We start from the raw sequence: 23,085 nt of genomic DNA, 5'->3' as shown, positions 1-23,085 counted from the left end.
CAATGCCTCGTTCACTGGCTGCCGATCAGATTTTGCGGGTTCCGTTGCTTCCCGTGCTTGCCGCGCAGGGCCTATCGGTACGCAGGAACGCGCAGTTGCTGCCGGAACCGACAGGCCCGCGCGAAGGCCGCACAGGGCGCGGGCCGCGTCTGCGGCTTCTGATCACCGGTGACAGTTCGGCAGCCGGAGTGGGCGCAGGCACGCAGGATCAGGCGTTATCCGGCCATCTGGTCAACCGTCTGGCCGGGCACTATGCGGTCGAATGGCGGCTGGAAGCGACAACCGGGCACACCACCCAGGACACGATCGAGCGTCTTTCGCAAATGGAAGGCGAATTCGATGCTGTCGTTACGGCACTCGGCGTCAATGATGTCACCCGGGCTGTGACACGCCAGCAATTTGCGCGCCGCCAGACCCGCCTTATCCGCTTGCTTTCAGAAAACCTGGGGGCTCGTCGCATCGTCGTAACCGCAGTCCCGCAGATGAACAGGTTTCCGGCCCTGCCTCAGCCGCTGGCCTGGGCGCTTGGATGCCAGGCTGCGCGCCTGGATCAGGGGTTGCAAGAGGTTGCGGCTGCATTTCCGCATGTACAACACCTGCCCCTCGATCTGCCGGACGACCCGGCATTGGCTGCACCGGATGGCTATCATCCCAGCCCCCGGGCGTATGCGCTTTGGGCGGATGCGGCCGCGCGTCTGTTGCTTCAGGCCTGACCGCGCGCCTGCCGGATCATAGGGATCGAGTAAACGACCAGAGCCGCCCAGATCAGTGGGAATGCAATCATCCGGCCCGTGTCTATCTTCTCGCCGAACAGGGTTATCGCTGTAATGAAGATCATGGTCGGCGCGATGTATTGCAGGATGCCCATCGTGGACAGGCGCACCAGTTTGGCGCCGTTTGCATAGACCAGCAACGGCACCGCCGTCACGACCCCTGCACAGGACAACAACAAGGTGTCCGACATCGCGACACCAAAATGACCAGTGCCCCGCACACCCAGAAAAGTTACGTAGACCAGCGCCGGAATCAAAAGGATCAGGACCTCAAGCAGGAAACCCTGGTTCGGCCCAATCGGCAGCGAGCGCTTGAAGAACGCGTAGAATCCCCAGCTGATCATCAACCCAAGAGCTGCCCAAGGCAAACGACCGGCTTCCACCACAAGTACCACCACACCCAGCGCGGCCAATCCGACCGCGAACAATTGTGTCCGCGTCAGGGGTTCCCTCAACAGGATTGCCCCCAGCGCGATACTGAATAGGGGGTTGATGTAATAACCCAACGCCGCATCCAGTGCGTTGCCCGTGGAAATGGCCCACACGTAAATCGCCCAGTTCACGGAAATAAGCGCAGCGGTCAAAGCGGCCATACCCAACATCTTCGGATTGCCAAGCGCGGCCTTCAGATCCCGGGTTCGGCCCAGGACAACCAGCAACAACCCGGCCACAGGCACTGACCAGATAACACGGTGCGCCACAACCTCGACCGCGCCCATATGATCCAGCGCTTTCATGTACAGAGGCAAGAACCCCCACAGGACATAGGCCGTGACTGCCAGCGCAAGCCCCTTTGGTGTGTCCGTGTTCTGTGAAGGTAGAAGCGCGTCTGCCACATCGGGTCTCCGGTTGATACCGGTTCGGTTTAAGGCAGAAATGAACGGGTTGAAAACTCTGAAAACAGTGAAGTGTCACATAACAGTGTTTGATGAGTTGTCAGACCACGCTTTTTAGGTGAGGTCTGAAATGCGAGGCTCTGCCTCGCGCTCCGGGATATTTGTAGCCAGATGGACAAGGGACCCGCTCTTCATCTGGCCGAAAATATCCCGGGGGAGTCGCCGAAGGCGGCGGGGGCAGAGCCCCCACCAAACCCCGTGGTCACACCTTTACCCGTTCGGATTTCGGATCATACATCGGCTTGAGCGACGCCTCGGCCCGAACTTTCGTGCCACACACGTCGATCTCGTAGGTCGAGGCCAGAACGTCGGCTGCCTTCTCCCCCTCGCAAGGCACATAGCCCATGCCAATCGCGCCTCCCAGCGTGTGGCCATAGTTGCCCGAGCTGAGATAGCCCACATATTCGCCATCGCGGATGATCGGTTCATTGTGGAACAGCAGCGGCTCGGGGTCGGTCAGGCGGAATTGCACAAGGCGCGATTTCGGGCCGCTTTCCTTGCGCGCAATCACCGCCTCGCGGCCGATGAAGTCACAGCCCTTGTCCACCTTGACGGCAAAGCCCAGCCCGGCATCTACCACGTGATCTTCGCAGGTGATGTCGTGGCCGAAATGGCGGAAGCCCTTCTCGATCCGGCAGCTGTCCATCATGTGCATGCCGCACAGCTTCAGCCCCATGTCCTGCCCCGCCTCGTGCAGCGTTTCAAAGACGTGGCCCGCCATGTCGGACGAGACGTAGATCTCCCAGCCCAGCTCACCCACATAGGTGACGCGGTGGGCGCGGGCGAGGCCCATGCCGATCTCGATCTCCTGCGCGGTGCCGAAGGGGTTTGCCGCGTTCGAGAAATCGTTGGGCGAGACTTTCTCCAGCAAGGCCCGCGCATTCGGACCCATCACCGCCAGAACTCCTTCGGCCGCCGTGACATCGGTGATGACGACGTTGAAATTGCCCGCATGGCGCATCATCCACGTCTGGTCCGCCAGGCGCGTCGCCGCCGGGGTGACCACCAGATAGGCGGTCTCGGAAAAGCGGGTGACGGTGACATCCGCCTCGATCCCGCCAGAACGGTTCAGAAACTGCGTGTAGACGATCTTGCCATTGGGCACCGCGTAGTCGCCGCCACCGATATAGTTCATGAACTTCTCGGCATCGGGGCCCTCGACCCGGATCTTGCCGAAGGAGGACATGTCATACATGCCTACGTTCTCGCGCACCGCGCGGTGTTCGGCGGCCGAGTTCTCGAACCAGTTTTGGCGTTTCCAGCTGTAGCTGTATTCGCGTTCCTGCCCTTCGTTGGCGAACCAGTTGGCGCGTTCCCACCCGGCCAGCTCGCCGAAGACGGCACCGTGTTCATTCAGGTGGTGGTGGAACGGCGTCCGGCGCACGCCGCGCGCGGTGGCTTTCTGGCGATAGGGGTAGTGGTCGGCATAGAGCAGGCCCAGCGTCTCCTTGGACCGTTCAAACAGATACTGCTTGTTGCCCTGGAACGGCTGCATCCGGCTGATGTCCACATCGCCCAGGTCAAAGGGTTTTTCGCCGCTGTCCATCCATTCGGCAAGCGCCATGCCCGCGCCGCCCGCCGACTGGATCCCGATCGAGTTGAAGCCGGCGGCGACCCAGACATTGTCCATCTCGGGCGCGAGCCCAAGGTGATAGGCGTCGTCGGGCGTGAAGGACTCAGGGCCGTTGAAGAAGGTGTGGATGCCCGCCTCGGCCAGCATCGGCATGCGGTTGCAGGCGGCTTCGAGGATCGGTTCGAAATGGTCGAAATCCTCGGGCAGCTGATCGAACTCGAAACTGTCTGGGATGCCCGCCATCGCCCAAGGCTTGGCGTTGGGCTCGAAGGCGCCCAGCAGGATTTTCCCGGCGTCCTCCTTGTAATAGGCGCATTCATCCGGCACCCGCAGCACCGGCAGCTGCGTCAGGCCGTCGATGTTCTCGGTCACGATGTAGAAATGTTCGCAGGCGTGCAGCGGGACGTTTACGCCCGCCATTCGGCCAACTTCGTGCCCCCACATGCCGGCGCAGTTGACCACCATGTTACACTCGATATGGCCCGAGGCGCTGCCGTCATCGGCCACCCAGTCCACGCCGGTCACGCTGCGGCCCTGTTTGACGATATCGGTGACCTTTACCCGTTCCTTGACGATGGCGCCGCGCTGGCGGGCGCCCTTGGCCAGAGCCAGCGCGATGTTGGCCGGATCACCCTGCCCGTCCAGCGGCAGATAAACTGCACCCTTGACGCCCTCGAGATTGATATGCGGATACAGTTCCTGCACGCGCTCATTCGAGATTTCTTCGACCTCGACGCCAAACGCCCGCGCCATCGCAGCCTGACGATAGATTTCCTCTTTGCGTTCCTCGGTCAGCGCCACGGTGATCGACCCGCAGCGCTTGAAGCCCGTGGCGACACCGGTTTCCTCTTCCAGCGCGCCATACAGCTCCTGGCTGTATTTCGCCAGCTTGGTCATGTTTGCGGTGGCGCGCAGCTGTGCGATCAGACCCGCTGCATGCCAGGTGGTGCCACTTGTCAGCTGCTTTCGCTCAAGCAACACGACGTCTTTCCAACCCTTCTTGGTCAAATGATAAGCGACCGAGCATCCGATGACGCCACCGCCGATGATGACCGCTCGGGCCTTGCTGGGAAGATCAACCATCCTGAAATCTCCGCTGTGTCAGGTTTGGCGTAGGTTGCCATGAAAGATCGACAACAAATGCACCAAAAGCGTCACAGAATTCGCAGTTTTCACCGATGTGATGCCGCTCGCTTTTGTCGGCGTACGACAAAGGGCGTGACCCCGAAGAAGCTTTTGTAAACGGACGAAAACCCGTTCGGAAAACCACAGGCCAAACCAATTTCGCGAACGCTCATCGTGGTGTTCAGCAACAGGTTATTTGCCTTGGCCAGTCGCATTTCCCGGTAGAATCCGTTGGGAGTGGTTCCAAAAAAGGTTTTGAACTTGCGCTCGAGGGACCGGTTCGACAGGTGCAGCGATTCGACGATCTGATTGATCGGCAGAGGGTCTTCGATATTGGCCTGCATGAGCTTTATGCACTGATCCAGCTTCGAGTCGCCTGTCGCCGTCAACTTGGCGCCCGAGAATGGCTGCATCGAAGCGAAATCGCGGATGTTCTCATGCAGCATGATGTCGGCCACGGTCATCTTCGCAGGCCCCGAGATATGGCGCCCGATCACCGCCAAGGCGATATCCGTCGTGGCCTCCATCCCGGCACATGTCACAACCGCGCCCTGTTCGGTTGCGATCGACAGTTTGGCTTCGAACCGGGCACCGCGTTCCCGCAGGAACGATGCGTTTTCCCAATGGGTTGCCAGGTCGGCCGTTCCCTGCTCGTCGATATAGCGGCTGGCGGCTTCGGCCAGCAGGAACACCTTGGCGTCCCGGAAGGTATAGTCCGACACCACCCGCCCCAAAGACAAATCCGGATGGTCCGGGTCTGAATTGCCAATTACGAACAGGTAATCCGCCCTTGGCTGTGACGGCACTGCTTCTGTTTGAACCACGGCGTCACTGCTGCTGGCAATCGGGCCACCTTTGAGCGAGCGATAGGTGAAGGTGAACGGAGGGCTTGGGCATACACGGTTGGCCAGCCTCAATACCTCTACCAACGACGCCAGCTCCAACAGCACGAAGCCCGGCGCGACAAGGATGTCGAAATGCCGGATGGCCTGTTTTGGAGCGTCCGAAGTAGATTTTGCCGCCATTTTCTTTAAACGATGTTATGACTGGCGGCCCGCAACCGGTTCGCCAGTTCTTCGATATGATCCGGCCCGATTTCGCAGCATCCGCCAACAATCGTTGCCCCCTGATCGATCCACCGCATCACCTGATCCGCATAAGTCCTAGGGCCAAGGTCATGCCGTTTTTGCAGCGCATCCACGGTCGGCGCATCCTGAAGGAAATCATCCGAAATATGCGTGAAGCCATTGGCGTAGGCCCCATAGGGCCGATTCATGCCGGACAGAACCTCCAGCGCCGCCGGGATCGCCTCGGGGCACGAACAATTGATCAACACGGCATCGGGCGAAAACTCCTCCACCAGCAGAGCAATGTCCGCCAACGGTTCGCCGGACCTGAGAAGGCTGCCATCGTCATCATTGACCGACAGGGACAGCCAAACCGGTTTTCCGCATCCTGCCGTGCCACGCAATGCGCCCTCGGCCTCTTGCACCGACGAGACGGTCTCGATCAAAAATAGATCGACCCGCGCGGCCATCATGGCCACAAGTTCGGCGAACTTTTCAGCCGCATCCGCAGGGTCTGGGTTAAGGTCGGGGCGATATGAAGCGAGCAATGGCCCCAGTGCACCCGCAATCCGCCCCCCGGTTGCCGCGCGGGCACGTTCGGCCTGTGTCAGGGCGGTGTCGATCAGGGTGGGCATCTGATCCTCCATCCCCACCCGCACCAGACGAGAGCGATGGACGGCATAAGTATTGGTTGTTGCGACCGTCGCACCCCGGCTGAAATAGTCGCGGTGCACTTCCGCGACCAAATCGGGGTGATCGATCATCACGCGCGTCGACCACAGCGGTGTCGCCTGATCGCCACTGCGTTTTACCAGTTCCTGCCCGATAGAGCCGTCCAAAAGAGTGATATCTGCCATGTCATTACTCCTCAGGGCACCAATACCAGTTTTCCCGGAAGAGTCTTTGACTGAAAATCAGCCTGTGCAATACCAATATCCTTCAACGGATAGGTCCGGGAAACCAGTGGCTTGATCCGTCCGGTATTCACCAGTTCCACAAGACGGGCAAAGACTTCGGGTGCCTGGTGCGTGCACCCATGTATGGTGATGTCGCGCAGATAGATGTCCCGCAGATCAGCTTCGACAATCGGGCCTGCTATGGCCCCCGAAACGGCATAGTGCCCGCCGGGTTTCAGGGAAAGGATCAGCGATGGCCAGGCCGGGCCACCCACAACGTCGATCACCACATCGAACATATCCTGCGGAAGCGGGTCGTTCCGGTCAAACGTGTTCTCGGCCCCCTGGGATTTCACGATCTCGGCTTTCGTGCCCGCTGTTACAGCCCAAACCGACGCCCCGCGCAGGGCGGCCAGTTGCACCGCCGCCAGCCCGACGCCACCCGAGGCGCCGGTGATCAGCACCTTGTGCCCGGCTGTCACGCCGGCGCGGGTCAGCAGGTTTTCCGCCGTCCCGAAGGCGCAGGGAATGGCGGCGATTTCCACATCCGAAAGGGGCGAGGCGCTGACGTCATAGAGATCATCGGCTTCAACCAGACAATACTGCGCAAAAGCCCCGTCAATCTCGGAACCCAGCGCAATGAAGCCCTGCGGGTTTGCCGGGCGCGGGCGCGGCAGGTTTATCGGACAGGTCACGCGCTGACCCGGTTTGAAGGCAACACCCGGCCCAACCTGTTCCACGATGCCGCAAAGATCTCCGCCCTGAATGCGGGGAAAGTGCAATGCACCGCCCCAGCCGCCCGCTTCGACCTTCTGATCAACGGCATCCGTCGCGCCGGTGACGTCCGAGGAATACCAACCGACCCGTGTGTTGATATCCGTGTTGTTCACGCCTGCGGCGGCGACCCGAACCAGAACTTGCCCTGCACCAGGTTCAGGAACCGGGATATCATCTCGCCATTCCAGAACTTCGGGGCCACCGTGACCCGTCAGATAGACACCGGACATCGTCTTTGGAGCATTCATTTCGCTGGCTTCTCAGGTCTGGTCGTCGGGATGGGGCGGAACCGGTCCCATCGGCACGATGTCATATCGGGCATTCAGGTCGGCCATCTTGGCCTCGTCCTCGAAATCCGCCGGGGTCATGGTTGCCAGTTCCGCAAGGAAACCATCAAACCCGGATGGTTGAAAGATCATGAGCATCCGTGCCGGTTTGTTGTCGGCAACCCGGCAGGCATGAGGCACACCCGCCGGAACATGCATGGTGGTGCCCGGCGTGCACAGGTGCCAGTCTCCGTCGACATAGAAATCCACGGCGCCCTCCAGGAAATAGAACGTCTCGGCATGGCTGTCGTGGCGATGAAGGCCAAGCGCGAAGCTGGCCTTCAAGTTGTCTTCCATCAGTGTGTAGGCTCCGCCCGTGTCCTGACCGGAAACTTTCACGAAGGTATGGTCGTTTTCCCAGTCATAGTTGGGACCTTCACCAGGTCCCATCTTGGAATATCGCGGGCGCATGCGGGCCTCCTTTTTGTCAGGCGCGCAGCCGCTCATTTGCGGGATCCCACAGCGGCTGATCCTCCTGTACCACGGCGCGGCACTTCTGGCCGTAGATTTCCACCTCGACCTCGGTACCTGGGTTTGCGAGTTCTGACTTGATCATGCCCAGCGCGATGGATTTGCCGACGCGGTAACCCCATGCGCCCGAAGTGGTCTCGCCCACGATCTGATCACCCTGCCAGATGCACGACATGTAAGGCGCATCGCAATCACCTGCGTCGACAGTCAGGGTGACGAACGACTTTTTCACGCCCTGCTGCTTTTCGTTCAGGATTGCAGCCTTTCCGGGGAAGTCCTGTGGCTTGTCCAGTTTGACAAACCGCTCCAAGCCCGCTTCCAGCAGCGAGTAGTCGGTGCTCAGATCTCCCTTCCACGCGCGATAGCCCTTTTCGATGCGCAGAGAATTCAGCGCATACATGCCGAACGGCTTGGCCCCGGCGGCGAGGATCGCGTCATAGATCGCGGGCATGTGCTCGTTTAGCGCGTGCACCTCCCAGCCCAGTTCACCGGCGAAGGACACGCGGATCAGGTGCGCGGGTTGCCCGGCCACGGTGGCGGCCTGATGGGTCAGCCAGCCCAACGAAAGGTCGGCATCGGTCAGACCCGACAGGATCTCGCGCGATTTCGGCCCGGTCACGATCAGCGTGTCGCGGGTGGTGGTCACGTCCTCGACGGTGACGCCCGCGGGCATCGCGTTCATCAGGATGTCGCGGTCGTGCCATTGCGCTGTGGCGGCGGTGATCATCACGAAATCATCCTCGCCCAGTCGCATGCAGGACATCTCGGTCAGGATGCGGCCACGGTCGTCAGCGATGTAGACGAGGTTGATCCGGCCCACCTTGGGCAGGCCGCCGGTGACCAGCCCGCGCAGCGCCTCGGCCGCGCCCTCCCCCTTGACGACGAAGCGCGAGAAGCCCGGCAGATCGAGCACGCCGCAATGGTCACGCACGGCCTCGCATTCTTCTTTGATGCGCTGCTCCCACGGGCCCGAGCGGCCCCAGGTGTGGGTGCTTTCCTCGGAAGTGTCATCGCCCGGCTGCGCGAACCAGTTGGCGCGTTCCCAGCCGTTGTAGGCGCCCATGACACCGCCCAGTTCCTTGACCTTGGCATGCACCGGCGACAGCTTCTTGTCGCGCGCGGCGGGCCATTCGTGATGGGGGAAGTGCATGGCGTATTCGTTGCCGTAAACTTCCATGCCCTTCTGGTTGCAGTAGTCCTGATCGGTGTAGTCGGTATAGCGGCGCGGATCGACGGCCCACATATCCCATTCGGTGGCGCCATCCACGATCCATTCGGCCAGTACCTTGCCCGCGCCGCCGCCCTGGGCGATGCCAAAGGTAAAGGTATGCGCTTCGAAGGCGTTCTTGACGCCGGGCATCGGACCGATCAGCGGCAGGCCATCGGGCGCATAGGGGATCGGGCCGTTGATCACGCGCCCTACGCCCGAGGTCGCCATCAGCGGCACCCGTTCCATCGCGTCGGTGACGATATCCTCGATCCGGTCCAGATCGTCGTTCCACAGCTGAAAGCTGAAGTCCTCGGGCATCGGGTCGTCCTCGGTCATCCAGTGCCCCTTGCAGTTGGGTTCGTAGGGGCCAAGGTTGAAGCCATGCTTTTCCTGCCGCAGGTAGTAGGAAATATCCACGTCGCGCAGCAGCGGCAGCTTGCCGCCGTTTTCCTTCGACCAGGCCTCGACCTCGGGGATCTCGTCAGTCAGCAGATACTGGTGGCTCATGACCATCGCTGGCACGGTACGGCCACCATAGGGCTTGAACCATTCACCCACACGCTGCGCGTAGTAGCCGGCGGCGTTGACGACATAGTCGCAGTCTATATCGCCCTTTTCGGTATGGACGGTCCAGGTGCCGTCGTCATGCTGGCTCACGCCTGTGGCAGGGCAGAACCGAATAATCTTCTGGCCCTTGTCACGCGCGCCCTTGGCCAGTGCCTGCGTCAGCTGCGCCGGGTCGATGTCCCCATCGGTCGGGTCATACAGGACTCCCTCAAGATCATGAGTTTCCAGGAAAGGGTAGCGTTCCTTGGCCTGCTCCGGCGTCCACATCTCCATGGGAATTCCCTGATAGCGGCCCATCGACATGGCCCGCTGGAACTCCTGCATCCGTTCCTTGCTGTGCGCCAGACGGATCGACCCCGAAACATGGTAGTTCATCGGATAGTCGACCTCTTCGCCCAGACGCGAATACAGCTCGGTCGAATAGCGCTGCATATTCATGATCGCCCACGAGGTCGAAAAGGTCGGAACGTTACCGGCCGCATGCCAGGTCGAGCCTGCGGTAAGTTCGTTCTTTTCCAGCAGAACACAGTCGGTCCAGCCTTTCTTGGCCAGATGATATAGCGAGGAAGCCCCCACCACACCGCCACCGATAATGACCACGCGGGCTTTTGTCGGAAAATCACTCATGTGTCTTGGTCCCTGTTACTGTGCCCGTTGGGGCAGATCGTCCGTGATGTCGTAATAGTCGCCCTTGTCAGCCACAAAGATGTGCCTCGAGAGCTTTTGGCCCGTGGGCGCATCGAACGCGCCCATGGCAATCGAAATCGTGTCCTCTTCGGTATGTTGCCAGAAGAGAAATGAACCGCATTTGATGCAAAACCCGCGCCGTGCGATGTCTGATGCGCGAAACCAGTTCAGCGTGTCGCGGGCCGAGAAACTCAGGTTGTCCTGATGGGTCGTGGTCGAGGCCCAGACATGGCCGGATTGCTTTCGGCACTGCCCGCAATGGCAGACCGAAGGCGGAGAAAGGTCTCCGTCGATGGTGAAAGCAACTGAACCGCAAAGGCAGGACCCTCTGTACATAAGGCTATCCCCTTGCCGCAGGCGCGGTGCTGGTTCCCAACAACACGCCGTAGATTATGAAACAGGCCGCCATCACCCGGCGCACCCAGATGTTGAACACTGCGCCCAGCGCCGCCTTGCCCATCAAAGCGCCCAACGCGGTAAAACCGGTATAGCTGAGCGTTGTGATGAAAAGTGCGGTTGGCATGATCACGACCATCTGCTGCCAGATCGGCACGTCCGGCTGCACGAATTGCGAAAACGCGGCCAGATAGCCCGCGACGCTTTTTGGGTTGATCGTGGCCACTGCCAGCGCGTGCAGATAAACGTGCCGGGCCGGGCGTTCCGAGACCGGAGCGGGCTTGCCGGCATTCATCCATCCCCGCACGCCCAACCAGATCAGAAAGCCCGCGCCGACCAGCTTGGCCACGAAAAACCCGGTCGGAGAAGCGGCAATCAGGGCTGTGACGCCCAGCGCGGACAGAATCAAAAACATGCTGGCCTGCGTCAGTATGGCCAATACAACCATCATGGCCTTTGGGAACGGCAGGCTCATCCCGTTCGAGATGCAGTTGACCGCGTTCGGCCCCGGTGTGGTGACGAATACCACCCAGAACAGCGCGAATATGGTCCAGGCCTCGAAGCTCATCAGTACACCGGCGGAGCAATGACCCAGATGGCCACAGCAGGCTCTTCATAGGGGTTGGCCCATTGATAAGGTTCATGTTTGATCCGAAAACTGTCGCCTGGCCCCACCAGGAATTCACGCGACCCGATCGTCAGTTTCAATCGACCTGAAATCATATAGCCCACTTCCTGGGTCGGGCGGTTGGCCGGTGTCTGCATACGTGAATTTGGCTCGAACGTGGAATGCACCATTTCGAAATCATCGGTCAGATCCGGCGACAGCAACTCTTCGATCAGCCCTTCTTCGCCCGACCCCATCGGGCGACGCGACCCGGCGCGCACGACGTAGCCCTGTTCGTCTGCTGGGGCAGCGGAATGCGCAAACAGCATCGACATTGGCACGCCAAGGCATTCTGCAATCTGGCGCAGGTCCGAGATTGAAGGCTCGGACAAATCGCGCTCTACCTGGCTCAACCAACCGACAGAGCGATCCAGCCGAGTTGCAATCTCGGTCAGGGTCAACCCTCTGGCCTTGCGCAAGGCCCTCAGGTCAGCACCAAGGGTTGCGCTTTGGGGGGCTTGGCTGTTCACAGGCCGCTCCGAATCTCGTGAAATTCTTCCTTCGTTTTTCACGATGGAGCAAGCTGGTGAAATTTCCAAGCGTTTTTTCACGCTCGGTTTCATTTGGGTGTCGATCATCATCGTGTGCGAAAGACAGAATTGAGGACCAGCAGGCGCACAGGCCCCTGAAACACCAGAAAAACCGCAGGGGTGCAGCAGCCGAATTTCAGTTTTTGCCGTACAAGGACTTCATTTCAAAAAGACAGCACATATCGCTCCCCCGTGGCGCTGCGGCGACATGGGAAAACCTTCGCGACAGAGGCAGATCTGGAAAAGCCTGAATCGTGCAAAGCCCGCCTGGCTTTAGAGTTGAAGGCCGGCAAAAACCTTCACTTCATCCAACACATGTTGAGGCCAACGACGGGTGAAACTGTCGGCGATCGTTTCACGCTTTTCCGGCTCCAGCCCGGCAAGCAAGCTGGGAAAGCGGCGGCGATTTCTGGGCAGCGTCCACATTTCGATGCCGTTTTCGAAACAGTAACGGGCAAAACGCACGTCGACGAACTTCTCGCTGCCTTCCATGTATTCCAGTGTCGGGAACAGCGACCCGGACACCATGACGGTTCCGGTTCCCAGCTGGTGTACCCTGGTCGAGTAGGTCAGCCGTTGGTTCATACGCAACAACGTGCGCTGCCGTATCGACCTGGGCGTCGGGTTTGTGAACGTCGTGGCATGATAGCCGAAGACACGTTTTTCCAGTCCGACCCCCCGCGCCCGGCGTATGGTCTGACGGACATAGTTGTCCGCATATTCGATATCATCGTCGACCAGAAAAACGGTATCTGCCGGATCCGGCTGGAAAATGAACTTGCCGACATCCTTGTAATCCCGGTCAGGGATCACGGCGGTGACGTTGTCGAACTCGCCCAGAAAATCGGGAACTTCCTGATATTCGTTCAGGCAGATGAAAACTCTGTCGACCTGATGCGCGATGCTTGCCACCGAATGGGGCAATACGCCGATGCGATCCGGGAATGTCGCCATATGGGCGCGTCTGATCCCTTTTGGAGGCGCTTCATCCGCGACCGTCGGATTGATGTCAGACTCTTGCATCCCTGAGAAACACCCCAAAACGAAACTTCGCTAAGGATTTTGATAGGAGATCGCTTCGAAGCCTGCAAGACGAAGTCAGCCGGGCCGTTCAATCGCCCGGGAATCCCTTGGGTTGATGCACATCCGCAACGACCGCAACGGTCAGTGCCCGGCAAACACGGCGGTCAAAATGCCTTCCAGATTTCGCGCATCCTGTTGCGTGAAAGCATCCGGCTGGTCGCTGTCAATGTCAAAAACGGCGATGACTTTTCCCGACGAATCCCGCACGGGCAGAACCAGTTCGGACCGAGTTGAACTGGCGCAGGCGATGTGACCCGGAAACGCATCGACATCCGGCACCAGTTGCGTTTCGCCCGTTCTTGCCGCAGCACCGCAGACGCCCCGTTCGAACGGGATGACCAAACAACCATGCCCACCCTGATAGGGGCCGATCTTCAGAACGCCCGGTTCGGTGACACGGTAAAACCCGGTCCAGTCAAAACGATCGTCGGAATGGTGAACCTCGCAGGCGACTGTGGCCATAAGAGCAACCTGGTCCGTTTCGCCTTCAGTCAGGGCCGCGATGGTTTTGGCAAGCGTTTCATAATCGGCAGTCATTGATTGCAACCCCTTCGGATGGTCGGGGGCACGGCCCCCGAACCCCCCGGAGTATTTGGAAAAAGATGAAGGGTCAAACGCGTTCGATGGCAATGGCCGTGCCTTCCCCCCCGCCAATGCAGATCGCCGCGACGCCCCGTTTGAGGTTACGTTTTTCCAGCGCATTCAATAACGTAACGATGATGCGGGCACCAGAGGCACCGATGGGATGGCCCAGGGCGCAGGCGCCGCCATTCACATTCACCTTGTCACGCGGAAGGTTCATCTCGTGCATGAATGCCATCGGGACAACCGCGAAGGCCTCGTTCACTTCCCACAGGTCAACGTCATCCTTGCTCCAGCCTATGCGTGACAAGAGCTTCTGCGCCGCCGGAACCGGAGCCGTCGTGAAAAGGCTGGGCGCCTGAGCATGACTCGCATGCCCCAAAATCCGGGCCCGAACCGTCATGCCCTGCGCTTCGGCGGTTTCTGCCGACGCAAGAACCAGCGCCGCCGCGCCGTCCGAAATCGAAGACGAGTTGGCCGCCGTCACCGTACCGTCCTTGCGGAACGCAGGCTTCAGCGTCGGGATCTTCTCGGGGCGGGCGGATTTTGGCTGCTCATCTGACTCCAGCAGAATTTCACCCTTGCGCGTCCGGACGGTAACGGGCGTGATTTCCTGATCGAATGCACCATTTTCCTGCGCAGACAGCGCGTTGGACAAAGATTGCAGCGCGTATTCATCCTGTGCTTCACGGGTGAACTGATACGCCTCGGCACAGTCTTCGGCGAAAGTCCCCATCAGGCGGCCTTTGTCATAGGCATCTTCAAGGCCGTCGAGGAACATGTGATCAACCACCTGGCCGTGGCCAATGCGGGCGCCGCCGCGCATCTTGGGAAGAAGGTACGGCGCGTTGGTCATGCTCTCCATGCCGCCCGCAACCATCGTATCTGCGTGACCCAATGCAATTTGGTCAAAGGACATCATTGCCGCCTTCATCCCCGAACCACACATTTTGTTCAGCGTCGTGGCGGGAACCTCTTCGCCCAATCCCGCCGCGAATCCGGCCTGCCGCGCAGGTGCCTGGCCCTGCCCCGCCGGCAAAACGCAGCCCATCAGCACTTCGTCGACCGTCTGCACCCCTGCCTGCTGCAAAGCCGCGCGGATTGCTTCGCCCCCGAGGTCAGCCGCAGCAACACCGTCAAACATGCCCTGAAACCCGCCCATCGGTGTACGGGCGGCCCCTGCTATAACAACGTCTCTCATCCGGGTTTTCCTCCTTCTTTCCGGCTCTTGAATACCGAATGGTAAGAATTGCCGTCTAGCGTATTTCTACGACTCAATTTCAGTTTGGAAGGCGGCAGGATCATGGGGCTGACCAGCAAGACAACCGGCGAAACTCAGATCATCACCGTTCATGCCGACCGGATCGATGCTGCAATGGCCATTCAGTTCAAGGAAGACATGCGCGCCAATACCGAGGACAGCGCTCATCGCGTTGTGCTGGATCTGTCCGATGTCGAGTTCATTGACTCCAGCGGTCTGGGTGCAATCGTTGCCTCAATGAAGCAGCTGGGCAAGGATCGGAGGCTTGATCTGGCCGGATTGCAGCCAGTGGTCGAAAAGGTCTTTCGCCTGACACGCATGGATACGGTTTTCAGGCTTTTTGAAACACTGGATGACGCGTTGTCAGAGACAAACGCCTGACGGCAGCAGGGGATAGATGGCGTGGAGCCGATTGAAAACAAGACCTGTCTGGAATTGACCTTCCCTGCGACGGAATCAGAGGCCAGCGAGGGCATTGCAAAGCTCAGCGTCGGTCTGGCGGAACGGGGATTGCCCCCGCATAAAGCCGGTGATGTGAAGATTGCTTTGGCTGAAGCCATCAACAACGTCGTGGAACACGCTTACAATGGCATCGCCGCGGCCAAGGTTCAGGTCACCTGCCGATTGGACAGGGATCTTCTGGACATCTTGATCTCGGATACGGGTCGCCCGCTGCCTGGATACCGACTGCCGGATGGCACCCCTGCTCCGATTGGAACGGATCTGCAAGACCTCCCCGAAGGTGGGTTCGGCTGGTTCCTGATTCATCGCCTCACCAGTGATATCCGGTACGAGCGGCGCGGGGGATGCAATCGTCTGTCCCTGCGGTTTGACTTTGAACCCAACGGGTGATCGACCACAATTGGTCACAATAAGGTCATTTTCGAAACATTGTAGCGCCGCAAACAACCGCCATACAGTGACTCGTAGCTCAGATAGCTTCCCTCGGCGCCACATATCACAGCCCCCACCCAGTGAATGGCGCCGAGGAACTTCCCATCCTGAAATCGCTGGACAATCGCTGATCAGTGAATAGCTTTCTCTTGTTCCAACGAGAGAGAATTCGCCATGCGTGATCTGCATAGTCCGGGCCGATCCGAAGTTTTTGCCACGCAAGGCATGTGCGCAACGTCGCATCCGCTGGCCGCCAAAGTGGCCATCGATATCTTGGGCCAGGGCGGCAACGCGATGGATGCCGCGATTGCCGGGGCTGTTCTCTTGGGGATTTGCGAACCTCAGATGACCGGATTGGGCGGCGATTGCTTCGTTCTGTTCAATCGTGCCGGCGAAAGCAGGATACGCGCGCTCAACGGATCGGGTCGCGCGCCGGCTGCCGCGCAATCCCAGTTGTTGCGCGATCAGGGCCTGTCATCCGTACCTTTGAATGGGCCGGATGCCGTGACCATTCCCGGAGCCGTCTATGCCTTCTGCCACCTGGCCCAGACCGAGGGTCGCCTGGGGCTGGGCGCGATTTTGAAACCGGCGATTCACTATGCTGAAGCGGGTGTTCCGGTGGCTCCTCGGGTCGCTTTCGATTGGAAATCGGGTGCCGCAACGCTTCAGGGCGCCGCCCGCGCCCACTATCTGATCGGCGGGCAAGCCCCGTCGATCGGACAGGTTTTCCGTGCGCCTGGACAGGCGGAGGTGTTGCGCCAGATCGCAGCCCACGGGCGCGACGCGTTCTATTCAGGTGAAATCGCCGATGATATGATCACCGCACTTTCGGAAAGGGGTGGTGTCCATTCCGCTGAGGATTTTCATCACACAAGATGTACTGAAACGCAGCCGATACATGGGGCCTACAAAGGTGTGGATTTGGTGGAACATCCGCCGAACGGCCAGGGCGCAACGGCGATTTTGCTGCTGAATATCCTCAAGCATTTTGACATGGCCGCGATGGATCCATTCGGAGCGGAGCGTATTCATATCGAAGCCGAGGCCACCAAACTGGCCTATGACGCGCGAAACCGATTCATCGCGGATCCCGACCACATGGCAAGAGTGGAGCGCTTTCTGGATCCGGATATCGCTGCCAGACTGGCTGCTTTGATCGATCCCCAAAAGGCGATGCCTGCTGCGGCGCCTCTGACCGAAGCAGTTCACAGGGACACGGTTTACATCACCGTCGTCGACCGCGACCAAATGGCTGTTTCGTTGATCTATTCGATCTTTCACAGCTTTGGGTCCGGTATCGCGTCGGAAAAATACGGCATATTGCTGCAAAACCGCGGGGCAGGATTCACATTGCAGCCCGGCCACCCCAACGAACTGGGCGGCGGCAAACGCCCGATGCACACGATCATTCCGGGAATGTTGGCGCAGAACGGTCGGGTCACGATGCCGTTTGGTGTCATGGGCGGTGCCTATCAGCCAACCGGACACGCGCGTTTCGTGTCAAATCTTGTCGATTTCGGGCTTGGGTTGCAGGAAAGCATCGATGCGCCGCGCGCCTTCTTTGACGGATCGGCTCTGAAACTGGAACGTGGCTACAGCGAGGCCATCGCGAAACAATTGTCCGATATCGGCCACAATATTGAAGTGCCGGAAACACCACTTGGCGGAGCGCAAGCGATCCGAATCCGAAACGACGGCGTTTTGGAAGGCGCCAGCGACCCACGCAAGGATGGCTGTGCGCTTGGATACTGATCTGCGGCAGACCCATGCCCGCCGGTTCGGCCCATCTAGTTCAGGTGGAAATGCAGGGGGTATGCACCATCTTCGAACGGTCCGAACATATTGGGAATATCCGGGTGCTCGACCGGTTCGCCTGAATAGTCTGCAACCAGATTTTGTTCTGAAACATAAGCAACATAGAAGGATTGGTCGTTCTCGGCCAGCAGGTGGTAGAACGGTTGCTCTTTCCTTGGGCGGCTGTCTTCCGGAATGGCCTGATACCATTCTTCGGTATTCGAAAACTCGGGATCCACGTCAAAAATCACCCCTCGAAAAGGGTGTTTCTTGTGACGAACCACCTGGCCCAAGCCGTATTTTGCACGTGTCTTTAGCATTGTATCAGCCCCCAACGCTTTTTTACCCGTTTCCGGGCGGAAAAGCCAATCATTGATGTGAAAATCAGGGAAACAGTCTGTGAACCTTATACTGACAGTGTTCGAAATCGTGGCGCCGGTTTTTCTGTTGGCGGCTGTTGGTTTTACATGGGTTAAGCTGGGTTTCGAATACCGCCTGCAATTCGTCACGCGCTTTGCAACGATGCTGGCAATGCCCAGTCTGATCTTTGTTGCCCTGATGCAAACCGAAATCCCGGGCAATGATCTCTCGCGCTTCACGATGGCGACGCTGGTCGCAAATCTGCTGCTGGTGGTTGTGTTCTGGTTGATCGTTCGAGGACTGAGACTGGACCCGCGAACTAACCTGTCACCTTTGATCTTCGGCAATACAGGCAATCTGGGTCTGCCGCTGTGCATCTTTGCCTTTGGTCAGATTGGTCTGGGATATGCTGTTGTCTTTCTGTCAGTAACCGCGCTGTTTTCTTTCACTTACGGGATTTATCTGGTCGCTGGGAAAGGGGCGTGGGGACAGGTTGCGCGCCAACCTATGGCCTGGGCGACGATCCTTGGCGCAGTGTTTTTGTGGCAAGGATGGAAGACGCCGACATTTCTGACCAACACGCTGGAGCTTTTGGGGCAAATGGCTGTCCCGCTGATGTTGGTCACGTTGGGTGTGGCAATCGCCCGTCTGACCTCGCACAGCTTGGGGCGGGCGCTGTGGCTGTCAGCGCTGAAACTGGCGGTGTGCTTTACGCTGGGATGGGGAATCGGGAGATGGTTTGATTTGGATACGATCGCATTTGGCGTTCTGGTTCTTCAAATCTGTACGCCGGTTGCCGTAACCTCTTACCTGTTGGCCGAACGGTTTGGGGCCGATTCCGACGCCGTAGCCGGCATGGTCATGGTGTCCACAGTGCTTTCCGTAGCGGCGTTACCGGCTGTTCTGGCTATCATTTTATAGCGATTGTGATTTCCTCAGCGCTCAATCTGCGCTAGAATAAACAAAAAAAGGCACGAGGCACATGAGCAGAATTCTTTTCGTACTCCTAGGGGTGCTGCTTCTGGCATCCTGTGGGGGCGGCTCTAAACAGCCGCCCAGCAGATTAAACGATGCGTGCAGTATTGCGCGTGAAAAACCCGACTATATCAAAGCCTTCAAGAACACCGAGCGCAAATGGGGCGTTCCGGTTCACGTTCAGATGGCGACCATCTATCAGGAAAGCCGCTATCGGCATGATGCGCGCACTCCGCATAGATACGTATTGGGCGTCATCCCGATGGGCCGTCAAAGCAGCGCTTACGGCTATGGTCAGGCACTGGACGGCACATGGGAACAGTACCAGCGTGAAACAGGAAAACGCCGGGCCAAGCGCGATCGCATCCGCGACGCCTCGGATTTTATCGGCTGGTACATGAACAAAAGCTACGAGCGTAACGGAATCCACCCGGCAGATACACGCAATCAATACTTGGCCTATCACGAAGGCCATACAGGGTACGCCCGTGGCACCTACAACAGCAAATCTTGGTTGTTGAACGTTGCCAATGACGTGGACGCACGCGCACAACTATATCAGGCACAGTTGGCGAACTGCCGGTATTGATACGTACAAGTGGGTCAGCGATTGCCTGACCCGCTTCTCTTTTTGTCCGAGAACAGCTTCTGATCAAGGCGACCGCCTTCATTCAGGGCGCCCAGCAATACCGTTGTCTGGCTGCCCGCATTGTCGTGTATCACCCATTTGCGAAGCTCGACCGGATTGTCCGTGAACATCAGTTCGATCCGGCCCGCTTCGGGGTTCTTGGGATCCTGCGCGGTGACGACGGTGGCCGTGCCGTCAAAACTGTGACCTACAACCATATTCGCCTGGCTCAGGTTCACGTTGCGCGCTAGCACGATGGACAGTGGTGTGCGCTTAAGCGGGTATTGCTCGGGCGGCTGGTTCGATTTCGGATCAAAGATTTGAACACTTCCGGATCTCGCCAGCACCACGGCACTGTTGGGCGGGTCATATTCAAACCGCATCTTGCCGGGGCGCTGCATCCACAGCTTGCCGGTGCTCAGCGAGCCATCGTCATTCACCTGGGTGAATGTCGTCTGAACCGTCTTCAACCCGTTCAGGTAATTGGAAATCTGCGAGAGCGGCAGCTTCTCCGCCGCCCATGCGGCGGGTGCGGCCAGTGTCAAAGCAAGGGCAAAAGCAATCTGTTTCATGCCGTACAGATAGGTCTTCTGCCCTTGTTATTAAATATCCTATTGCTCGGGGACGAGGATTTCGCGTTTCCCGACATGATTTGCTGACGAAACAACACCTTCGTCTTCCATTTGCTCAACCAGCCGCGCAGCCTTGTTGTAGCCGATGGCAAGTTTTCGCTGAATATACGAGGTCGAGCATTTGCGATCCTTGATCACGATTGCCACCGCCTGATCGTACAACGCGTCCTCTCCGTTCGTATTGCCGCCAGTGTTCAGGCCCAGTACGGCGTCGATATTGTCAGCCTTTTCCTCGGCCGGACCGTCGACGACACCGCCCACGTAATCCGGCGGGCCGAACTGTTTCAGGTGGTTGACGACTTCTTCGACCTCTTCATCCGACACGAACGGCCCGTGGCAGCGGGTAATCTTGGCACCACCGGCCATGTAAAGCATGTCGCCCTGCCCCAGCAGCTGTTCGGCCCCCATTTCACCCAGAATGGTGCGGCTGTCGACCTTCGACGTCACCTGGAAGGAAATCCGCGTTGGGAAGTTCGCCTTGATCGTACCGGTGATCACGTCGACCGAGGGGCGCTGTGTGGCCATGATCAGGTGAATGCCCGAAGCCCGCGCCATCTGCGCCAGACGCTGGATGCAGGCTTCGATTTCCTTTCCCGCCACCATCATCAGGTCGGCCATCTCATCGACGATAACAACGATATAGGGCATCGCTTCGGGCGCGAATTCTTCCGTCTCGAATGTGGGTTCGCCGGTTTCATCGTCAAACCCGGTTTGCACCGTGCGGCTGAACATCTCGCCTTTGGCCAGCGCATCCTTCACCCGGCCGTTATAGCCCGCGATGTTGCGGACACCCATTTTGGACATCTTCCGATAGCGATCTTCCATCTCGCCCACGACCCATTTCAGGGCAACCACCGCCTTTTTCGGGTCGGTCACAACCGGCGACAGCAGATGCGGGATACCGTCATAGACCGACAGTTCCAGCATCTTCGGGTCGATCATGATCAGGCGGCATTCATCCGGCGTCAGCTTGTACAGCAGCGACAGGATCATGGTGTTGATCGCCACCGACTTACCGGAACCGGTTGTACCAGCAATCAGTAGGTGAGGCATCTTGGCGAGGTTCGCCACGACGGACTCGCCGCCGATATCCTTGCCCAAGGCCAACGGCAGTGCCTGGTTGCCATCGCCGAAATCGCGGCTGGCCAGGATTTCGCGCAGAACCACCATTTCGCGGTTTTCGTTCGGCAGTTCGATACCGATCACCGAACGGCCCGGAAGGGTCGAAACCCGCGCCGACAGGGCCGACATCGAACGCGCGATGTCATCGGCCAGGCCGATCACGCGGCTTGCCTTCAACCCCGGAGCAGGCTCCAGTTCGTACATGGTGACGACCGGGCCGGGGCGAACGCTGACGATCTCACCCTTCACGCCGTAATCATCCAGAACGTTTTCCAACATCCGCGCGTTTTCTTCCAAGGCTTCATCGCTCAGATGGTGGCGCTGAATGCTGGCCGGATTCGACAAAAGGCCCAGAGGTGGCAGTTCGAAATCCGAGTGCCGCTCTTCAAAGGACAATGCAGGCTGTGCCTCGGCCTGTGCGCGGCGAGACGGTTGCGGTGTGCGGCGTACCGGTTGCGCGACCACGGGCTTGCGCGGTTCGGCAACCGGGATTTTCATCGCCGGACGTGGTTGCAAAACTGCTTCTTCGACATCCTCGAATACCTCGTCCTCCAGATCCGGCTCGGATGCATAGTTGTTCCGCATGGGTTCGGGCGCATTTTCAAACGGCGTGGATTCTTGCCAGTCTGGCATGTCACCCGCTGTTACGGGCGGCTCGGGCGGCAGTCCTGCTGCTGTCACCGGCGGCTCCATTGGCAGGTCATCCGACTGACTTGCGTTCAGGATCAGCGGGCTAGGGCGACGACCACGGCCCTTGGTCAGCGGAAGGTTCGGGTCGGGTTCGGGTGTCAACTCACCGGTCGCCACTTTGCGATTGCGCACAGCGGCCGAGATTTTCGAACGGATGCGGTCCTCGCCCGGCATTTCGTCGAAACCCGCGATTGGTTCCGGATCGACCAGCTCTGGCTCGGGCATGGGATCGGGACGCCGGATGAGTGACGGCATGCGCGCCAACAGACCGGACTTGACCGGAGGTTCGGGACTTTCCGGTTCAGGTTCTTCAAAGATTGGATCGGCATAAGCCAGATCATCCTCGAACACGGCCTCGGCCGCTGCGGTTCGCGCAAGTTTGCGCTCTTCCCATTGCGCGCGACGATCTCGCGCTGCCTGCGCAGCCGAGGCCGCACCACGGCCCATCAGGGTCATCAGCATGTCATATGCCATCACAAGCCCCAGCAGGAAGGCTCTGAAACCCCGCTTGACATCGGTTTTGGTGAAACCCAGCACAAAAATACCCAGCGCAATCATCCCGACCGCCATGGCCAGCGACATCAGCTTCACCAGAAAATGTGACGAAATCGGCAGCAGCGTCAGCAACGCGCCCATGACCGTATCGCCGAACAAACCGCCCAGACCATAGCTGTGGGTCGCGCGCCAGTCTGCATCAGGAACGAGGGTTGCGGCATACACCGAGACGACGGCGATCCAGATCGGCGCAAAAATCAGACGCGCAATGGCGCGATCTTCCCCGAAATGGCCCGCAAACCGAAAACCCCAACCGATCAGAACCAATGCGATGCCCCAGCTTCCCCAGCCGACGATCATGAACAAGGGTGCGGCGATCGAGGCCCCAATCCGCCCCATCCAATTTTGCACCGGCGCGTCGGTGGACACCATCCAGTTTGGATCATCGGGCGTGTAGGACCAGATCATCGCGGCCGCAGCCAAACCCAGCAGGATCAGGGCGATGCCGATCAACTCTTTGCTGCGTCGCTCAAGGGCTGCCTGCGTTGTGCTGTCCAGCAATGGATCGCGGTTGCGCGCGTTATATGATGCCATTTTGCCCTCGTACC

22 protein-coding genes are annotated in these 23,085 nt (G+C 59.1%); 6 read left to right on the top strand and 16 right to left on the bottom strand.

Annotated features, from left to right (window positions below; all coding sequences use genetic code 11):
- Positions 1-2 precede the first annotated feature (2 nt).
- The gene (locus GOW60_RS19680; protein WP_171230624.1) at positions 3-713 is read left to right on the top strand and encodes an SGNH/GDSL hydrolase family protein; all 711 of its coding nucleotides are present in this window, start codon (positions 3-5) and stop codon (positions 711-713) included.
- Here GOW60_RS19680 and rarD read toward each other — a convergent pair.
- The 13 genes from rarD to GOW60_RS19615 all read right to left on the bottom strand — a co-directional run bounded on the left by rarD (position 704) and on the right by GOW60_RS19615 (position 14,827).
- Positions 704-1,609, bottom strand: a complete 906-nt coding sequence (rarD, locus tag GOW60_RS19675; RefSeq protein ID WP_171230623.1) for an EamA family transporter RarD — start codon at positions 1,607-1,609, stop codon at positions 704-706. The two genes, GOW60_RS19680 and rarD, sit on opposite strands and share 10 nt — an antisense overlap.
- Positions 1,610-1,871: 262 nt before the next feature.
- Entirely contained in the window at positions 1,872-4,325 is a 2,454-nt protein-coding gene (locus tag GOW60_RS19670; protein ID WP_171230622.1) for an FAD-dependent oxidoreductase, read from the bottom strand.
- A gap of 89 nt (positions 4,326-4,414) precedes the next feature.
- A complete protein-coding gene (locus tag GOW60_RS19665; protein ID WP_152459236.1) occupies positions 4,415-5,392 on the bottom strand; it encodes a GlxA family transcriptional regulator in 978 nt (325 codons plus the stop codon).
- Between the two features lie 5 nt (positions 5,393-5,397).
- Positions 5,398-6,291 carry a homocysteine S-methyltransferase family protein gene (locus GOW60_RS19660; protein WP_171230621.1) on the bottom strand — a complete coding sequence of 298 codons (894 nt, stop codon included), beginning with the start codon at positions 6,289-6,291 and terminating at the stop codon, positions 5,398-5,400.
- 11 nt (positions 6,292-6,302) lie between these two features.
- Complete coding sequence (locus GOW60_RS19655; RefSeq protein WP_171230620.1) at positions 6,303-7,355, bottom strand: alcohol dehydrogenase family protein; 1,053 nt, start codon at positions 7,353-7,355, stop codon at positions 6,303-6,305.
- A 12-nt stretch (positions 7,356-7,367) separates the two neighbouring features.
- Positions 7,368-7,844, bottom strand: a complete 477-nt coding sequence (locus GOW60_RS19650) for a cupin domain-containing protein (RefSeq protein WP_171230619.1) — start codon at positions 7,842-7,844, stop codon at positions 7,368-7,370.
- 16 nt (positions 7,845-7,860) lie between these two features.
- The gene (locus GOW60_RS19645; RefSeq protein WP_171230618.1) at positions 7,861-10,308 is read right to left on the bottom strand and encodes an FAD-dependent oxidoreductase; all 2,448 of its coding nucleotides are present in this window, start codon (positions 10,306-10,308) and stop codon (positions 7,861-7,863) included.
- Between the two features lie 15 nt (positions 10,309-10,323).
- Positions 10,324-10,704, bottom strand: coding sequence for a GFA family protein (locus tag GOW60_RS19640; RefSeq protein ID WP_171230617.1), 381 nt, complete (start codon positions 10,702-10,704; stop codon positions 10,324-10,326).
- Between the two features lie 4 nt (positions 10,705-10,708).
- Positions 10,709-11,332, bottom strand: a complete 624-nt coding sequence (locus GOW60_RS19635; protein ID WP_171230616.1) for a LysE family translocator — start codon at positions 11,330-11,332, stop codon at positions 10,709-10,711.
- Positions 11,332-11,901: an XRE family transcriptional regulator gene (locus tag GOW60_RS19630; RefSeq protein ID WP_171230615.1), complete on the bottom strand. Its 570-nt coding sequence runs from the start codon at positions 11,899-11,901 to the stop codon at positions 11,332-11,334. Before GOW60_RS19630 ends, GOW60_RS19635 begins: the two co-directional genes overlap by 1 nt.
- Before the next feature lie 333 nt (positions 11,902-12,234).
- Complete coding sequence (locus GOW60_RS19625) at positions 12,235-12,984, bottom strand: hypothetical protein (protein ID WP_171230614.1); 750 nt, start codon at positions 12,982-12,984, stop codon at positions 12,235-12,237.
- Positions 12,985-13,125: 141 nt separating this feature from the next.
- A complete protein-coding gene (locus GOW60_RS19620) occupies positions 13,126-13,581 on the bottom strand; it encodes a GAF domain-containing protein (protein WP_171205288.1) in 456 nt (151 codons plus the stop codon).
- Between the two features lie 73 nt (positions 13,582-13,654).
- Positions 13,655-14,827: an acetyl-CoA C-acyltransferase gene (locus tag GOW60_RS19615; protein WP_171230613.1), complete on the bottom strand. Its 1,173-nt coding sequence runs from the start codon at positions 14,825-14,827 to the stop codon at positions 13,655-13,657.
- Positions 14,828-14,929: 102 nt separating this feature from the next.
- Between GOW60_RS19615 and GOW60_RS19610 the strand changes: the two genes are divergently transcribed.
- The 3 genes from GOW60_RS19610 (at position 14,930) to GOW60_RS19600 (ending at position 17,533) form a co-directional block, all read left to right on the top strand.
- Positions 14,930-15,268, top strand: a complete 339-nt coding sequence (locus tag GOW60_RS19610) for an STAS domain-containing protein (RefSeq protein ID WP_171230612.1) — start codon at positions 14,930-14,932, stop codon at positions 15,266-15,268.
- 21 nt (positions 15,269-15,289) lie between these two features.
- Positions 15,290-15,739, top strand: coding sequence for an ATP-binding protein (locus GOW60_RS19605; RefSeq protein WP_152459248.1), 450 nt, complete (start codon positions 15,290-15,292; stop codon positions 15,737-15,739).
- Between the two features lie 216 nt (positions 15,740-15,955).
- On the top strand, positions 15,956-17,533 hold the full coding sequence (locus tag GOW60_RS19600; protein ID WP_171230611.1) for a gamma-glutamyltransferase family protein: 1,578 nt from the start codon (positions 15,956-15,958) through the stop codon (positions 17,531-17,533).
- A 35-nt stretch (positions 17,534-17,568) separates the two neighbouring features.
- On the opposite strand, the gene hspQ is transcribed toward GOW60_RS19600, so the two are convergent.
- A complete protein-coding gene (gene hspQ, locus GOW60_RS19595; RefSeq protein ID WP_050604943.1) occupies positions 17,569-17,895 on the bottom strand; it encodes a heat shock protein HspQ in 327 nt (108 codons plus the stop codon).
- A gap of 79 nt (positions 17,896-17,974) precedes the next feature.
- On the opposite strand from hspQ, the gene GOW60_RS19590 reads away from it, so the two are divergent.
- Both GOW60_RS19590 and GOW60_RS19585 read left to right on the top strand, forming a co-directional pair.
- Positions 17,975-18,856, top strand: coding sequence for an AEC family transporter (locus tag GOW60_RS19590; protein ID WP_171230610.1), 882 nt, complete (start codon positions 17,975-17,977; stop codon positions 18,854-18,856).
- Positions 18,857-18,917: 61 nt separating this feature from the next.
- On the top strand, positions 18,918-19,499 hold the full coding sequence (locus GOW60_RS19585; protein WP_171230609.1) for a lytic transglycosylase: 582 nt from the start codon (positions 18,918-18,920) through the stop codon (positions 19,497-19,499).
- A gap of 14 nt (positions 19,500-19,513) precedes the next feature.
- Here GOW60_RS19585 and GOW60_RS19580 read toward each other — a convergent pair whose 3' ends face one another.
- Together GOW60_RS19580 and GOW60_RS19575 are read right to left on the bottom strand one after the other, a co-directional pair.
- On the bottom strand, positions 19,514-20,110 hold the full coding sequence (locus GOW60_RS19580) for an outer membrane lipoprotein carrier protein LolA (RefSeq protein WP_170345603.1): 597 nt from the start codon (positions 20,108-20,110) through the stop codon (positions 19,514-19,516).
- A 39-nt stretch (positions 20,111-20,149) separates the two neighbouring features.
- Positions 20,150-23,071 (bottom strand): DNA translocase FtsK, encoded by a 2,922-nt coding sequence (locus tag GOW60_RS19575; RefSeq protein ID WP_171230608.1) that lies wholly within the window; start codon positions 23,069-23,071, stop codon positions 20,150-20,152.
- Positions 23,072-23,085: the final 14 nt, after the last annotated feature.

The sequence above is a fragment of the Ruegeria sp. HKCCA4008 genome, assembly GCF_013033125.1.
Taxonomy (GTDB): Bacteria; Pseudomonadota; Alphaproteobacteria; order Rhodobacterales; family Rhodobacteraceae; genus Ruegeria.
Note: the sequence above shows the minus strand (reverse complement) of the source record. Positions and strands in the feature narration are given on the sequence as shown.

Bases quoted from the DNA above. Each gene is read 5' to 3' on its own strand.
- GOW60_RS19665 (WP_152459236.1), bottom strand. From the start codon at position 5,392: ATGGCGGCAAAATCTACTTCGGACGCTCCAAAACAGGCCATCCGGCAT.
- GOW60_RS19610 (WP_171230612.1), top strand. From the start codon at position 14,930: ATGGGGCTGACCAGCAAGACAACCGGCGAAACTCAGATCATCACCGTT.
- GOW60_RS19655 (WP_171230620.1), bottom strand. From the start codon at position 7,355: ATGAATGCTCCAAAGACGATGTCCGGTGTCTATCTGACGGGTCACGGT.
- GOW60_RS19645 (WP_171230618.1), bottom strand. From the start codon at position 10,308: ATGAGTGATTTTCCGACAAAAGCCCGCGTGGTCATTATCGGTGGCGGT.
- hspQ (WP_050604943.1), bottom strand. From the start codon at position 17,895: ATGCTAAAGACACGTGCAAAATACGGCTTGGGCCAGGTGGTTCGTCAC.
- GOW60_RS19635 (WP_171230616.1), bottom strand. From the start codon at position 11,332: ATGAGCTTCGAGGCCTGGACCATATTCGCGCTGTTCTGGGTGGTATTC.
- GOW60_RS19660 (WP_171230621.1), bottom strand. From the start codon at position 6,291: ATGGCAGATATCACTCTTTTGGACGGCTCTATCGGGCAGGAACTGGTA.
- GOW60_RS19615 (WP_171230613.1), bottom strand. From the start codon at position 14,827: ATGAGAGACGTTGTTATAGCAGGGGCCGCCCGTACACCGATGGGCGGG.
- GOW60_RS19580 (WP_170345603.1), bottom strand. From the start codon at position 20,110: ATGAAACAGATTGCTTTTGCCCTTGCTTTGACACTGGCCGCACCCGCC.
- GOW60_RS19640 (WP_171230617.1), bottom strand. From the start codon at position 10,704: ATGTACAGAGGGTCCTGCCTTTGCGGTTCAGTTGCTTTCACCATCGAC.
- GOW60_RS19650 (WP_171230619.1), bottom strand. From the start codon at position 7,844: ATGCGCCCGCGATATTCCAAGATGGGACCTGGTGAAGGTCCCAACTAT.
- GOW60_RS19600 (WP_171230611.1), top strand. From the start codon at position 15,956: ATGCGTGATCTGCATAGTCCGGGCCGATCCGAAGTTTTTGCCACGCAA.
- GOW60_RS19575 (WP_171230608.1), bottom strand. From the start codon at position 23,071: ATGGCATCATATAACGCGCGCAACCGCGATCCATTGCTGGACAGCACA.
- GOW60_RS19625 (WP_171230614.1), bottom strand. From the start codon at position 12,984: ATGCAAGAGTCTGACATCAATCCGACGGTCGCGGATGAAGCGCCTCCA.
- GOW60_RS19620 (WP_171205288.1), bottom strand. From the start codon at position 13,581: ATGACTGCCGATTATGAAACGCTTGCCAAAACCATCGCGGCCCTGACT.
- GOW60_RS19585 (WP_171230609.1), top strand. From the start codon at position 18,918: ATGAGCAGAATTCTTTTCGTACTCCTAGGGGTGCTGCTTCTGGCATCC.
- GOW60_RS19680 (WP_171230624.1), top strand. From the start codon at position 3: ATGCCTCGTTCACTGGCTGCCGATCAGATTTTGCGGGTTCCGTTGCTT.
- GOW60_RS19670 (WP_171230622.1), bottom strand. From the start codon at position 4,325: ATGGTTGATCTTCCCAGCAAGGCCCGAGCGGTCATCATCGGCGGTGGC.